Origin of the sequence: Peptoniphilus equinus, from assembly GCF_027921445.1 — a bacterium.
Lineage (GTDB): Bacteria > Bacillota > Clostridia > Tissierellales > Peptoniphilaceae > Peptoniphilus > Peptoniphilus equinus.
The window spans coordinates 1,487,580-1,503,134 of the sequence record NZ_CP115667.1; the positions used below are offsets into that span (position 1 = coordinate 1,487,580).

General features: G+C 47.4%; 9 protein-coding genes. All 9 read right to left on the reverse strand.

Going from position 1 to position 15,555, the window contains the following annotated elements; translation table 11 throughout:
- Positions 1-10: 10 nt before the first annotated feature.
- Positions 11-2,080 carry an elongation factor G gene (gene fusA, locus O6R05_RS07280; protein ID WP_271191328.1) on the reverse strand — a complete coding sequence of 690 codons (2,070 nt, stop codon included), beginning with the start codon at positions 2,078-2,080 and terminating at the stop codon, positions 11-13.
- 16 nt (positions 2,081-2,096) lie between these two features.
- Complete coding sequence (gene rpsG, locus O6R05_RS07285; RefSeq protein WP_271191329.1) at positions 2,097-2,567, reverse strand: 30S ribosomal protein S7; 471 nt, start codon at positions 2,565-2,567, stop codon at positions 2,097-2,099.
- 90 nt (positions 2,568-2,657) lie between these two features.
- Positions 2,658-3,071, reverse strand: coding sequence for a 30S ribosomal protein S12 (gene rpsL, locus O6R05_RS07290; RefSeq protein ID WP_271191330.1), 414 nt, complete (start codon positions 3,069-3,071; stop codon positions 2,658-2,660).
- A gap of 164 nt (positions 3,072-3,235) precedes the next feature.
- Complete coding sequence (locus tag O6R05_RS07295; protein WP_271191331.1) at positions 3,236-3,535, reverse strand: MTH1187 family thiamine-binding protein; 300 nt, start codon at positions 3,533-3,535, stop codon at positions 3,236-3,238.
- Positions 3,536-3,650: 115 nt separating this feature from the next.
- Positions 3,651-7,256: a DNA-directed RNA polymerase subunit beta' gene (gene rpoC / locus O6R05_RS07300; protein ID WP_271191332.1), complete on the reverse strand. Its 3,606-nt coding sequence runs from the start codon at positions 7,254-7,256 to the stop codon at positions 3,651-3,653.
- A gap of 24 nt (positions 7,257-7,280) precedes the next feature.
- Entirely contained in the window at positions 7,281-11,036 is a 3,756-nt protein-coding gene (rpoB, locus tag O6R05_RS07305; protein ID WP_271191333.1) for a DNA-directed RNA polymerase subunit beta, read from the reverse strand.
- A gap of 214 nt (positions 11,037-11,250) precedes the next feature.
- Complete coding sequence (gene ggt, locus O6R05_RS07310) at positions 11,251-12,963, reverse strand: gamma-glutamyltransferase (RefSeq protein WP_271191334.1); 1,713 nt, start codon at positions 12,961-12,963, stop codon at positions 11,251-11,253.
- Between the two features lie 154 nt (positions 12,964-13,117).
- Entirely contained in the window at positions 13,118-14,527 is a 1,410-nt protein-coding gene (locus tag O6R05_RS07315; RefSeq protein WP_271191335.1) for an alanine/glycine:cation symporter family protein, read from the reverse strand.
- Positions 14,528-14,539: 12 nt separating this feature from the next.
- Positions 14,540-15,475, reverse strand: a complete 936-nt coding sequence (gene glsA / locus O6R05_RS07320) for a glutaminase A (protein WP_271191336.1) — start codon at positions 15,473-15,475, stop codon at positions 14,540-14,542.
- Positions 15,476-15,555 lie beyond the last annotated feature (80 nt).

Here is a 15,555-nt window from a genome sequence, read left to right on the forward strand (position 1 = left end):
CAAGTAAAGGTTACTTCTTAGCTCCAAGAACTTCATCTGCAATGTTCTTTGGTACCGGTTCATAGTGATCAAACTGCATGGAGTAGTTGGCACGACCTTGGGTGTTGGAACGCAATGATGTTGCATAGCCGAACATTTCAGCCAACGGTACATAGCTGGTGATGATTTGTGCACCGTTTACCAATTCCATACCTTCCATCCGACCACGACGGGAGTTGATATCACCAATAACATCACCCATATATTCTTCAGGGGTAGTGATTTCAACTTTCATGGTTGGTTCGAGAAGGACAGGGTTCGCTTTGGAGAGTGCATCCCGAAGTGCCATGGATCCTGCAATCTTAAATGCCATTTCTGAAGAGTCGACATCGTGGAAAGATCCGTCATAAAGTTCAACCTTCACGTCGAGAACTTCGTAGCCGCCGAGTACACCGGACTGCATAGCTTCTTCAATGCCTTGTTGGGTAGGTCCGATAAATTCCTTAGGAATGGCCCCACCGACAATGTTATTTTCAAAGACAAAGCCGTCACCCGGTTCAAGCGGTTCGATGCGAATCTTACAGTGACCGTATTGTCCACGACCACCGGATTGACGTACATACTTACCTTCGCCTTCGGATGCGGATTGAATGGATTCGCGATAAGATACTTGCGGATTACCAATGTTGGCTTCTACTTTAAATTCACGAAGGAGACGGTCAACAATGATGTCCAAGTGAAGCTCACCCATACCGGCAATAATAGTTTGACCGGTTTCTTCATCGGTATACGTTCTGAAGGTAGGGTCTTCTTCTGCGAGTTTTTGAAGGGCGATCCCCATCTTTTCTTGAGAAGCTTTGGACTTCGGTTCGATAGCAACGGAAATGACCGGATCCGGGAATTCCATTTGTTCAAGAATGACGTGATTCTTTTCATCACAAAGGGTATCACCAGTGGTTGTATCTTTCAGACCGACTGCCGCTGCGATTTCCCCTGCATAAACTTCATCCACTTCTTCACGTTTGTTGGCGTGCATCAAAAGAATACGGCCAATACGTTCTCTCTTACCTTTGGTAGAGTTGTAGACATAAGATCCGGACTTCAATACCCCGGAGTAAACTCTGAAGTAAGCAAGTTTACCGACAAACGGGTCAGATACAATCTTAAATGCCAGAGCAGAAAGCGGTTCTTCATCAGCTGCATGGCGTTCCATTTCATTACCGTCATCATCCACACCTTTGATTGATGGAATGTCCAGTGGTGAAGGCAAGTAGTCAACGATAGCGTCCAGAAGCAACTGCACGCCCTTGTTCTTGTAGGATGAACCACAAGTAACCGGAGTGATCTTTACGGCAAGGGTACCTTTTCGAATCGCTGATTTAATTTGTTCCTTGGAAATGTCTTCACCCTCAAGGTAAGCCATCATCAGTTCTTCATCAAAGTCCGCCACTTTATCGATCAGATTTTCCCGATATTCGTTGGCTTTATCGACGTATTCAGCAGGGATATCTGTGATCTCGATTTCAGTACCGTCTTCATTCTTGTAGATTTCGGCTTGCATTTCTACAAGATCGATCATGCCGATAAATTGATCTTCAGCACCCATAGGGATTTGAATCGGCACTGGGTTGCCCTTAAGTTTTTTATCAATGGTGTCTACTGAACGATAGAAATCAGCGCCAGTGACGTCCATTTTGTTAATATGAGCAATTCTAGGTACGCCATATTTATCCGCTTGACGCCATACAGTTTCAGATTGAGGTTCTACACCGCTCTTCGCATCAAACAGTGCTACGGCACCGTCAAGTACACGAAGGGAACGTTCAACTTCTACAGTAAAGTCAACGTGTCCCGGAGTATCGATAATGTTCAGTCGGTGTCCCTTCCAGTGAGCTGTGGTAGCTGCCGATGTAATGGTAATACCACGTTCCTGTTCTTGTTCCATCCAGTCCATTTGTGCGCCACCCTCATGGGTTTCGCCAATTTTATGGATTTTTCCGGTGTAGTAAAGGATACGTTCTGTTGTGGTCGTCTTTCCGGCGTCAATATGCGCCATGATACCTATGTTTCGGACTTCTTTTAAAGGTATATCGCGAGCCATTTTTCCTCCCTCTCACTTACCATCTATAGTGTGCAAATGCCTTGTTGGCTTCTGCAGTTCTATGCATTTCTTCTTTTCTCTTCACACTTGCACCGAGGCTGTTTGAAGCGTCGAGAATTTCTTTTGCCAGACGTTCCGCCATGGTCTTTTCACCACGAGCGCGGGCAAATTTAACCAACCAACGAAGACCTAGGGTTTGACGGCGTTCCGGTCTAACTTCCATAGGCACTTGATACGTCGCACCACCGACGCGGCGAGCCTTAACTTCAAGTACAGGCATGACGTTGTTCAAGGCCTTGTAGAATACTTCAAGAGCATCTTCGCCTGTTGATTCTTTAATGTTTTCTAACGCATTGTATACAATACGCTGTGCTGTTCCCTTTTTGCCGTCAAGCATGACATTGTTGATCAGCTTGGTGATAATGACATCATCATACATAGGATCAGCCATAACTTGTCTCTTTTGGATGTGTCCTTTTCTTGGCATAACTTCCCTCCTTAACTATTTGAGTCGATTCATTGGTACTCGAATTAACGTAAGCCAAAAAATCTATATAAAGCAATAAAAATCTAAAACTTAGTTCTTAGGTCGCTTAGTACCATATTTGGAGCGAGCTTGACGACGTGCATCAACCCCTGCTGTATCCAAAGTACCGCGAACGATGTGATATCTTACACCCGGAAGGTCTTTAACTCTTCCTCCGCGGATCAGGACGACACTGTGTTCTTGCAGGTTGTGCCCGATTCCCGGAATGTAAGCCATAACTTCGTAGCCGTTGGTTAAACGTACACGGGCTACCTTACGAAGTGCAGAGTTTGGCTTCTTAGGTGTTACAGTTCTAACTGCGACACAGACACCACGTTTTTGTGGGGAGTTTACCACAGATTCCACTTTTCTGAGAGAATCGTAGTTCACATCAAGAGCCGGTGACTTCGACTTAGTTTCCATTTGCTTTCTACCTTTGCGAATAAGTTGGTTAATAGTTGGCATGTTTCACCTCCATGAAATATTTGAATTTTAACACACAATAAGACTACCCACCGAGGTAGTCTTAAATAGTTATTAAAATACTTAGACAGTATACCATCACTATGCCCAAAGGTCAACTATCTACAGAAAATTCCTCTTATCTTGAACGCTTTCTGCCGTGACCATTAAAGTTTGGCTTGCACAGACTGTATTTTTTGCTCAAGGCTTGCCACTTTGTCCCGTCTGTCGTCCACTTTGATAATCGAGTAGACACGTCCGGCACCTTCTTTAAAAACCGCTTCCTGCATACACCGCACCGCATCAAAAAGCACATCGATATCGCCTTCTAAAACCGTGCCCATGGGATTGAGCTGAACCTTGATATCCTCACGGTCTTTCACCACATCAAACGCCTTCGCTACAAAGCTGCTGCAAGATGTGGTCTGTGTTCCGATAGGTACGAGTGTGACTTCTAAAACTGCCATAATATTCCTCCTCATAAATCATACAGCTTTTGTTTTACATCGTATCTATATTGTACGTCAAAAGTCGTCAGATGTAACAAAAAACCGCCTCAAGATACACTTAAGGCGGCAATAGTTATTCTGTGATCAGTTCTACATCTTCCGGTTCGGAATATGTGGCATTCTCAATATCCTTCTCAGAGATAAACTCTGAATTTTCCAGAAGCTTCTTGTTTTCTTTAAGCTTGTCGCTCACAGCCAACTGCACGCGTTTATTTTGTCGCACACCGGTACCGGCTGGAATCAACTGACCGATAATAATATTTTCTTTCAAGCCGTGAAGCTTGTCCTCTTTGCCTTTGATTGCGGCGTCGGTGAGTACACGGGTTGTTTCTTGGAAAGACGCGGCAGACAAGAAGGAATCCGTAGCAAGCGACGCCTTGGTAATCCCGAGCAAGTTGACATTACCCGTTGCCGGTACTGCGCCTTCTTCTTCAAGTTCCTTGTTTCTCGTCTTAAATTCGACGATATCCACCAGAGATCCCGGCAAGAAATCACTGTCGCCGGCATCTTCAATTTTAACTTTGGACAGCATCTGACGCACAATAATTTCAATGTGTTTATCATTAATGTCTACACCTTGGAGACGATAAACTCGTTGAACTTCCTTGACGATGTATTCTTCAACGCCCTTCGGTCCCATGACACGAAGAAGGTCTTGGGGATAGACGGACCCTTGGGTGAGCTCTTGGCCTTTTTCTACCCGGTCACCATTCTTAACCTTCAGACGCGCGCCATAGACAATGGTGTACGTTTCCTTTTCTCCGTTATCACCAGTGACAACAACTTCGCGTTTTCTGTTGTTTTCTTTAATTTCAACAGTCCCTGCAATTTCCGCAATGACAGCAAGTCCCTTTGGTTTACGCGCTTCGAAGAGTTCTTCAACCCGCGGCAAACCTTGGGTAATGTCCGCCGCCGAGGCAACCCCGCCGGTGTGGAAAGTACGCATGGTAAGCTGTGTCCCCGGTTCACCGATGGACTGAGCGGCGATGACACCCACCGCTTCGCCGATATCGACATTATTGCCGGTAGCCAGATTTCTGCCGTAGCAGTGTGCACAGACGCCGGTCTTGGCTTTACAGCCGAGCACGGTACGAACTTTAACTTCTTCAATACCCGCCGCTTCAATGACTTCGGCTTCATCATCGGAAATTTGAGTATTACCTTTGACGATAACCTCGCCGGTTTGCGGATGTACAATATCCTCAAAAGCATAACGTCCTTCGATACGGTCTTTTAAGCTTTCAATAAGTTCCTTGCCATCTTTAAAGGCACGGGCTACCAGATATTCATCCGTCCCGCAGTCTTCTTCTTTGATGATAACTTGTTGCGCCACATCCACCAAACGTCGAGTTAGATATCCGGAGTCGGCTGTACGCAGTGCAGTATCTGCAAGTCCCTTACGAGAACCGTGAGCCGACATATAAAATTCCAGTACGCTCAGACCTTCACGGAAGTTCGATGTGATAGGAACTTCGATGGTCCGCCCTGATGGCGAAGCCATCAGACCACGCATCCCGGCCAGCTGACGAATTTGGTTTTTGGAACCACGAGCTCCGGAGTCGGCCATGATGTAGATGTTGTTGAGTCGGTCAAAGCCGGCCATAACTTCATCGGTCAGTTCGTCCGTGGCATTGTTCCAGATTTCAATAACTTTTTCATAGCGTTCTTCATCCGAAATGAGACCGCGACGGAAAGCTTTTTCGTATTTGTTCACTTGAGCCTGTGCACGATCCAAAATTTCCGGTTTCACTTCTGGCACTTCAACGTCACCCATGGAGATGGAAATCGCACCAATGGTGGAGTAGTGATAGCCGTTGGCTTTGATATCGTCCAGAAGCTGGGCAGTACGAATGTTACCGTGCTTTTTATATGTTTTTTCAATAATCTTGCCCAAGGTTTTCTTGTCGATAACCCGATCCACTTCAAGAGAGTATTTATCAATATCCCGATTGACAAAACCGAGGTCTTGCGGGATGAAGCTATTCATGATGAACCGTCCCACCGTAGAATGTACAATCTTACCCCAACGGTCATTCTCACCGGCGTAACGACGCACTCCGACATGAGCTTGCAAGTGAAGGAAGCCAGTGTAGTAGGCCTGCATCATTTCATCTTCATCTTGGAAAATCATGCCGTCGCCTTTTTGCGGATTTTCCTGATTCAATGTCAAATAGTAGGAACCGAGAATCATATCCTGAGTCGGCGTGGCAATCGGCTTACCATCTTTAAGACCTAAGATGTTGTTGGTCGAGAGCATGAGCAGACGCGCTTCTGTTTGTGCTTCTGTGGAAAGCGGTAAGTGAACCGCCATTTGGTCCCCGTCAAAGTCTGCGTTATACGCCGTACAAGAGAGTGGATGAAGTTTAATCGCCTTACCCTCTACAAGGACAGGTTCGAAAGCTTGAATCCCCAAACGGTGCAGGGTCGGTGCACGGTTCAAGAGAACAGGATGGTCTTTGATAACTTCTTCCAAGACATCCCACACTTCGGAGGTAGTGCGTTCCACCATGCGCTTAGCGCTCTTAATATTATGAGCATAGCCCCCTGCGACCAACTCTCTCATGACAAACGGTTTGAAAAGTTCCAACGCCATCATCTTCGGCAACCCGCACTGATAGAATTTCAGATCCGGTCCGACAACGATAACGGAACGCCCGGAGTAATCGACACGCTTGCCAAGAAGGTTTTGACGGAAACGTCCTTGCTTACCCTTAAGCATTTCAGAGAGAGATTTTAGGGCACGATTCCCCGGTCCTGTGACAGGACGCCCACGACGTCCGTTGTCAATAAGTGCATCCACCGCCTCTTGGAGCATCCGCTTTTCATTGCGCACGATGATGTCCGGCGCATTGATGTCCAGAAGCTTTTTCAGACGGTTATTTCTGTTGATAATACGTCGATAGAGGTCATTTAAGTCCGAAGTAGCAAACCGTCCGCCGTCCAGCTGCACCATAGGACGAATGTCCGGCGGAATAACAGGAATGGCTTCAAGAATCATCCATTCCGGACGGTTTTCCGATTGCAGGAAGGCTTCGATGACTTCCAGACGACGGGATACGCGAACCTTCTTTTGTCCCTTGGCCGTTTCGAGTTCTGCACTGAGCAGTTCGCTCTCTCGCTTCAGATCAATGGCCTCAAGGAGCTCACGAATGGCTTCGGCGCCCATCTTTGCCGTAAAGCCGTCACCGTACTGAGCTTTGTACTCCCGGTATTCAATTTCAGTAAGCAGTTGCTTTTCATAGAGACCGCAGTCTTTATCGTCCACTTTGATGACAATGTAGGCGGCAAAGTAGAGAACTTTTTCCAGTTCTCTCGGGCTCATATCTAAAACAAGACCCATTCGAGACGGAATGCCTTTGAAATACCAGATGTGAGAGACCGGCGCCGCCAGCTCGATGTGACCCATGCGCTCTCTTCTGACCTTGGCCTTGGTGACTTCCACACCGCACTTTTCACAGACTACGCCCTTATAGCGCACCCGTTTGTACTTACCGCAACTACACTCCCAGTCCTTGGTAGGTCCGAAGATTTTCTCACAGAACAGCCCTTCTTTTTCCGGCTTCAGTGTTCTATAGTTAATGGTTTCCGGTTTTTTGACCTCCCCATAAGACCAGGATCTGATCTTTTCCGGAGAAGCTAAACCTATTTTAATTGAGTGAAATAATTCGTGTTCGCTCAAGAAAGTCTCCTTTCTGTAGAGATCCTAATCTTCCGTATCGAAATCAGGGTCGTCTAAATCTACTTCATGGTGCCCGTCCATGTCGTCCTCATCCTCGTCAAAGTCGCTATCATCTTCAAAATCGCCCTCTTCAATGGACGCTCCCGAAATTTTCTTGATCCCGCTTTGAGTGCCCGGTGCACTTTCAATGAGGTCTTTCATGTCTTCCTTGTCTTTGGACACATTGTCGATTTTATCCAAGTCTTCATCGTCTACTTTCAGATCCACTTCACTGCCGTTTTCATCCAGCACGGTGATCTCAAGGGCGAGCGCTTGAAGTTCCTTAATCAGCACCTTAAAGGATTCCGGCACACCCGGTTCCGGAATGTTTTCACCTTTGACAATGGCTTCATAGGTCTTGACACGACCGACAATGTCATCACTCTTAACGGTGAGCATTTCCTGAAGCGTATAGGACGCCCCGTAAGCTTCAAGAGCCCACACTTCCATCTCTCCAAAGCGTTGTCCACCAAACTGAGCTTTTCCGCCGAGCGGTTGTTGCGTGACCAAAGAGTACGGTCCGGTAGAACGCGCGTGAATCTTTTCATCAACCAAATGGTGAAGTTTGAGCATATACATATAGCCCACTGTGACGGGATGGTCAAATTCTTCACCGGTTCGACCGTCACGAAGCTGAATCTTACCGTCAGTCGGGTAGCCGGCCATCTCAAGCGCTTCCTGAATATCCGCTTCATTGGCACCGTCAAAGACCGGTGTGGCTACGTGCCATCCCAGTTTCTTGGCAGCAAGTCCAAGGTGAACTTCCAGAACCTGTCCCAAGTTCATACGTGACGGAACCCCGAGAGGATTCAAAACAATTTGGATTGGCGTGCCGTCCGGCATATATGGCATATCTTCTGCCGGCATAACTCGGGAGATGACCCCCTTATTACCATGGCGACCGCACATTTTGTCCCCAACTTGAATCTTGCGTTTGGTAGCGATAAAGACACGCACCATTTCATTGACACCCGGTTGCAGTTCATCACCGCCGGCTCGTGTAAACGTCTTAACATCAACGACGATGCCTTGTTCACCGTGAGGCAAACGCAGCGAGGTGTCACGTACTTCCCGAGCCTTTTCACCGAAGATGGCACGCAAGAGGCGTTCTTCCGCAGACAGTTCCGTCTCACCTTTCGGTGTGACTTTCCCTACGAGAATCGTGCCCGGCTTAACTTCGGCACCGATTCGAATGACACCGCGTTCGTCCAAATCCTTGAGCATATCATCGCCAACATTTGGAATATCTCGGGTGATTTCTTCAGGCCCGAGCTTAGTATCACGCGCTTCAGATTCATACTCTTCAATGTGCAGAGACGTTAACGTATCGTCAATAATCAGATCTTTATTGACCAGCATGGCGTCTTCATAGTTGTAGCCTTCCCAGTTCATGAAGGCAATGAGAATATTTTTGCCAAGGGCCATTTCTCCCATATCAGTAGACGGTCCGTCGGCTATAATTTCACCGGCTTGGACTTTTTGACCTACCTTCACAATAGGACGCTGGTTGATCGTGGTACCTTGGTTCGCACCGACAAATTTATGGAGATGATAAGTCGTCTTTGACCCGTCGCTGTCCGCCTTGACAGTAATGTGTCTTGCATCGACTTTGGCAATGGTGCCGTCCACGCCGCACACAATAGCAACGCCGGAGTCTTTCGCAGCGCGGTACTCAATGCCCGTACCAATAATTGGTGCTTCCGTAGTCAATAGCGGCACAGCTTGACGCTGCATGTTCGCCCCCATGAGAGCACGGTTGGCATCGTCATTTTCCAAAAACGGAATCATCGATGTCCCTACAGCAACGATTTGTTGCGGTGAGACGTCCATGTAAGTGACTGCCTTGGAATCGAAGATATCCACGACCCCTTCATAACCACGGGCCACCACACGTTCGTTGACAAACGCACCGTTTTCATCAAGAATTTCATTAGATTGCGCAATGATTTGTTCGTACTCCACATCAGCAGTGATGTATTCAATGGTGTCGGTAACGACACCATCCACCACTTTGCGGTATGGCGTTTCCAAAAAACCGTACTCGTTAATACGAGCATAGGTCGTTAGCGAGGTGATCAGTCCAATGTTCGGACCTTCCGGTGTCTCAATCGGACACATTCTGCCGTAATGGGAATTATGGACGTCACGCACTTCGAAACCGGCTCTATCTCTACTCAACCCACCAGGTCCTAGTGCAGAAAGCCTTCTTTTGTGGGTTAATTCTGATAGAGGGTTGTTTTGGTCCATAAATTGAGAAAGTTGTGAAGAACCGAAAAATTCCTTAATGGCTGCAGTCACAGGACGAATGTTGATCAGCGACTGCGGTGTCGTGGCATCTACATCTTGGACAGTCATCCGTTCCCGAATCACACGTTCCATGCGGGAGACCCCGATGCGGAATTGATTTTGTAACAGTTCTCCGACACTGCGAATGCGGCGGTTGCCAAGGTGGTCAATATCATCCACCACGCCAACGCCTTTCATCAGACCGAATTCATAGTTCACTGAAGCTACAATGTCATCAATAGTTATATGTTTCGGACTGAGTCGTCGGTAATTTTTCTTGAGTTCCGCTTTTAAAGCGTCTTCGTCGCCCTCAAAGGCATCGACGATTTCTTTAAACAGCGGATAGTAAATCTTTTCTCTAAAGCCAAGCTCACGCAGATCAAAATCGAGTTCAAAATCATCGGCATAGGCAAAGTTGTTGCCGATGACAATGACATCTCGATCCGGTTCATCTTCGCGAATGCTCTTAACAGTGATGATGAGCTTGTTAATCCCTGCCCGTTCCACCGCTCCTGCCATGGTTTTCGTGAAACGATCGCCCTTACTTGCAATGAGCTCGCCAGTTTCCGGATGAATGACATCATCGCTGGCATAGTGCCCCACGATACGCTTGGAGATGCCCAGTTTTTTATTGAACTTATAGCGTCCAACGTGAGCTAAATCGTAACGTCGGTTGTCGAAAAACATATTTTCAAACAGCGACTGAGCCGATTCAATGGTAGGCGGCTCGCCCGGACGGAGCTTTTTGTAGATTTCAATGAGGGCTTCCGTTTTACTGGAAGTCGGATCCTTTTCAAAAGTTTTGATCAGGGCCTCACTTTCGCCTAACACGTCGGTGATTTCCAAGTTGGATTCCACGCCGATAGCCCGAAGTAAAATCGTCACCGGAATTTTCCGCGTCCGATCAATGCGTACGTTGATAACACCTTGTGCGTCGGTTTCATACTCCAGCCATGCCCCACGGTTTGGAATCACCGTTGCGGAGTAAAGTTTTTTGCCGGTCTTGTCCGTTTCTTCCTTATAATAGCTGCCGGGACTGCGCACGAGCTGAGAGACGACAACCCGCTCGGAACCGTTGATGATAAATGTGCCTGTCGGTGTCATGAGCGGAAGATCGCCCATAAACACTTCCTGTTCTTTCACTTCACCGGTTTCGGTGTTGATGAGTCGAACCTTCACCTTGAGCGGTGCGGCATAGTTGGTGTCTCGCTCTTTAGATTCATCAATGGAGTATTTCTTGTCGTCGGAAACGTAGTAGTCCACGAATTCCAAAATTAAGTTCCCTGAGTAGTCCTCGATTGGAGATACTTCATCAAACACTTCTCGTAAGCCCTCTTTGATTAACCAATCAAATGAGCTCGTCTGCACTTCGAGAAGATTTGGCAAGCTTTGTACCTCGGCAATTCGAGAAAAACTCATTCTTTCTCTTTTCCCATACTTAACAGGATGTGCCAATGACTAATCACCTCTTAGATTTATTCGGCGTCCTAATTTAGAGAACACTTATCCATTCTTTATATTTTTGCAATTAATTATATTATCATTTCCCGTCAACAATTGCAAGCTTACAGCATAAACTTTGTGCCGGCTTGTAGGGATAACCCTTCAATGCCTCTATAAAAAGAGCGACCCTAAAGGCCGCTTCTTTCTATAGTATAGGTAGTATAGGTTAGAATTCCGTTCTCGGATCTTTAGCCCCATAGAACGCACCTGTATCCAGGTCACGGAGAATAGCGTTGACATCGCCCATTACCGGTTCTTTGGAAATCTTATAACCCATGGCTTCCAAATTTTTCTCAACATCTTTGACCAAGGTGTCTTTTTCGACACGAATCACATCCGGTTGCCACTGCATATGGAATCTCGGTGCTGCAACGGCTTCCGATAAAGTCATCTCGTGGTCAATGACATTGGATATGACTTGGAGTACCGTGGTGATAATACGTGTTCCGCCGGGACTTCCCACTACCATGTACAGTTCACCGTCTTTTAAGATTATCGTCGGCGACATGGACGAGAGCGGACGCTTGCCGCCTTCGATGGCATTGGCGTCGCCGCCCACTGCCCCGTAAATATTGGCTACGCCGGGTTTTACGGAGAAGTCGTCCATCTCATCATTTAACAGGAACCCCGCGCCGTCGACCGCAGCACCTGAACCGAAGGTCCAGTTGATCGTGTAAGTCACCGATACGGCATTGCCTTTGGAGTCAATGACGGAGTAGTGTGTCGTTTGATCGGATTCGTAAGGAAGTTCCAATCCCGCTTTGACTTCAGAGCTTGGGATCGCTTTGTCCTTGTTGTCCACGATGCGTTGATAGATTTTTTTCGCATACGCTTTATCGATCAATTCATTGACCGGTACTTTGACAAAGGCAGGATCGCCCATGTACTCGGCACGATCTGCATACGCTTGACGTTCCGCTTCCGCCATGAGATGAATGGTCTCGGAAGAAAGTGCACCCATATTTTTCACATCGGCATTTTCCATGATGTTTAAAATTTCAATGATGTGCGTGCCTCCGGAGGACGGCGGACTCATTGAGATGATATCATAGCCACGGTACGTACCTTTGACCGGTTCTCTCCAGACCGTCTTATAATCGGCCAGATCTTCAGCTGTGATCAGCCCGCCATGTTTTTCCATGTCTTTGACGATCAGTTTTGCCGTCTCGCCGCGATAAAAATCTGACGGCCCGTACTTCGCAATACGCTCAAGGGTTTTGGCCAGATCTTCCTGTTTTAATACTTCATTCTCTTTATATGCCTCACCGTTTGCTTTGAAGAAATAGCGACTCGTCGTTTCGAATTGTTGCATGCGTTCTTTTTCTTCTACAAAAGTTTCAGCTTGGCGTTCAGTGAGGGCAAAACCTTCTCGTGCCGTCTTAATGGCAGGCTGCAATAAATCGCTCAACTGCATCGTGCCATATTCATTGAGCATATCACTCATACCTTTAACGGTACCGGGAACGCCGGCAGCCTGATAGCCGGTGACACTTTTGCCTTCAACGACATTGCCGTCTTTGTCCAGATACATATCTTTAGTCGCTTTCTTCGGCGCCATTTCTCTGAAGTCCAAAGCTTTGGTTTTGCCGTCGGCCGTATGAATCAAGGCAAATCCGCCTCCGCCGATATTACCTGCTGAAGGGTGCACAACAGAAAGCATATAACCTACCGCAACGGCTGCATCTATAGCGTTGCCGCCTTGATCTAAAACGTCTTTACCGACTTGGTTCGCCAACGGATTGGTGCTCATGACAAGTCCGGTCCCTGTATCTTTCACAGGCGCCGGTATAGCTGCCCATAATTTGGTCGGAACCAATACTTGAAGCATTAACAAAAGCACCAGGAAACTGCTGAGTAATCGTTTGCTGCCTTTTTTCATAATAGACCTCCTTTTTTTGTTATTGTATCGCGGTATAAAGGTGTCGTCAATAGAAATAGCGGCAATGCACTGACGGATACCTTGAGAGTCCCATTCCTGAAAAAACGTTTTATTTATTCCGCAAAAAAGCCCGCCTAAGCGAGCTTTCTTACGATTATTTCCAGTATTGCAATTTGGACTCGTCCAGTCCGATATTGCGGCCCAAAAAGACCGGATTCTTGTTTTGACGTTTTTGGGAGCGATAATCTTCAAAGGCTTTTAACGCCTGCGAACCCAGAATCAAAATGGCAGGAATATTGATGATACACATCAATCCCATAAGCAGGTCCGCTAAGTTCCACACAAAATCCATTTCCATACCTGCACCGACAAAGATAATCACAGCGGCGACAATGCGGTAGGTCAATTGGAAGCCTTTAGAAGGCACCTTCTTGTTCAGATAGGCAATGCAGGAGTCTACATAGTAGAGGTTGCCCAGCAGTGTAGTAAATGCAAAGAGAGAAAGGGAAATGGTGATGAAGTAGTTACCGTAAGCACCGAAGACAGTACTCAACGCTTCCTGCACATAAGGCGCTCCGGCCAGTTCCTCTGTCGGTACAACGCCGGATGCCATAGCCATAAAGGCTGTGGCGGAACAGATGACCAGTGTATCGATGAATACGGAGAGCATTTGTACAAGACCTTGTTTGACAGGGTGAGACACGTCTGCGGACGCTGCAGCATTCGGTGCGGATCCCATACCGGCTTCATTAGAATAAAGACCGCGTTTGATACCTTGAACCATACTGGAGCCGGCCACGCCGCCGAAAATAGCACGGAAGTTAAAAGCATCGGAAAAGATATTGCTGAACACTTGCGGCATGTTTTTGATATTTACCACAATCATGATGAGAGCGACAACGACGAAGAGCACACCCATAATCGGAACGAGGGCGGAAGTAAACTGAATAATCCGCTTCCCGCCACCGATGATACAGTACCCTGCAATCAAGGCAAGGACAGCACCGATGATCCACGGTGTGACGCCGGGTTGATAAAAGCCGTAGACTTTAAAAGAGTCCTGTAAGTTGAACGATGCCAGCATATTAAATCCGACAGCATAGGTCAGAATCAGCGCCACGGCAAAAATGATGCCGAGGGTGCGAGAGCCGAGTGCGGTTTCTATGTAGTAGGAAGGTCCGCCATAGCTGGTACCGTCGTCACCGCGACGTTTGTAAATTTGCGCCAGAGTGGATTCAATAAATGCCGATGCGCCGCCGATCAGTGCAATCAGCCACATCCAAAAGACTGCGCCGTATCCGCCAAGGCAAATGGCATTGGAGATACCTACAATGTTACCTGTCCCGACGCGAGACGCCGTAGAGACCATGAGAGCTTGAAAGGATGAGACGCCGCCTTGATTCGGTTTTTCAGCAACCACATTGATCGATTCTTTAAAAAAAGAAAACTGCATGAACTTGGTGCGGAAGGTAAAATAAAGTCCGCAGGCCAAGAGCATAATGATGAGAATAGGATAGTAGAGCACATCGTTAATCGCTAGGATGAGATCCGAAATAAACTGCATAATTGCCTCCTGTTAATAGATATTTAAACCCAGCTCTCGGGAGAGGAATTCCAACATCCGCACTCCGGAGTAACTGTTGCCGTGACTGTCGAGCCCCGGACTGTAGACCGCAAGACCGTACCCGTCTAACGATGCCGTGACAATGCCGCCGCCCACGCCGCTCTTCGCAGGAATCCCCACTCGCACAGCAAAGTCCCCTGCATAATCATACGTGCCGCAGGTGGCCATCAACGTCCGTAAAACTCGAGCAATGTCCTCGTCAATGACCCGTGTTCCGTCGGGGTTCACGCCTTTGTTGGACAGGACATAACTCATATGTGCCAAGTCTTTACACGTCACCATAATGCTGCAGGATTTAAAATAGACATCCAGCACCTCTTCGACTTCCAAATCCTTCGGCAGAATGCCCTTGGTCAGCATGAGATAGGTCAACGTCCGATTGGCAAAGGAGCTCACGCGCTCCGACATAAAGATATCCTGCGAGTACGTCACGTCCCTCCCAAGAAATTTGGACACATAGTTCAGAATCACACCCATGGTCTTCTCTTGGTAGATTTCATGAAGCAAGGCCACCGTGACAATCGCGCCGGCATTGATGAAAGGATTGACCGGCACATTTTTTTTGGAAAGCTCCAGCTCAATGACACTGTTAAACGGTTTCGCCGACGGCTTGAGCCCGACGTTGCGTTTGAGTTCGTCCACCGTGTAATTTTCAAGAGCAAGCGCATATAAAATCACCTTGACGATGGACTGAATGGAAAAAGGCGTGTCTACTTCTCCGGCATAGAGCGCCTCGCCGTTTTGAATGACAGCCAGTGCCACATTTTGAAAATTTTGTTTTTTGAGCTCCGGTATGTAGTCGGCGACTTCGCCATAACGGGTGTACTTCCTTCCCAATTCCACAGCACGATCCAGAAGCTCTTGGCTAAATGTGAGCAAACGTTTCACCTCCGAGCTTATTGTATCATAGTTATAGTTCTCTGCCTATGTATAATTGCACGAAGCGTTCTTTCTGCCCCGAGAGAAAA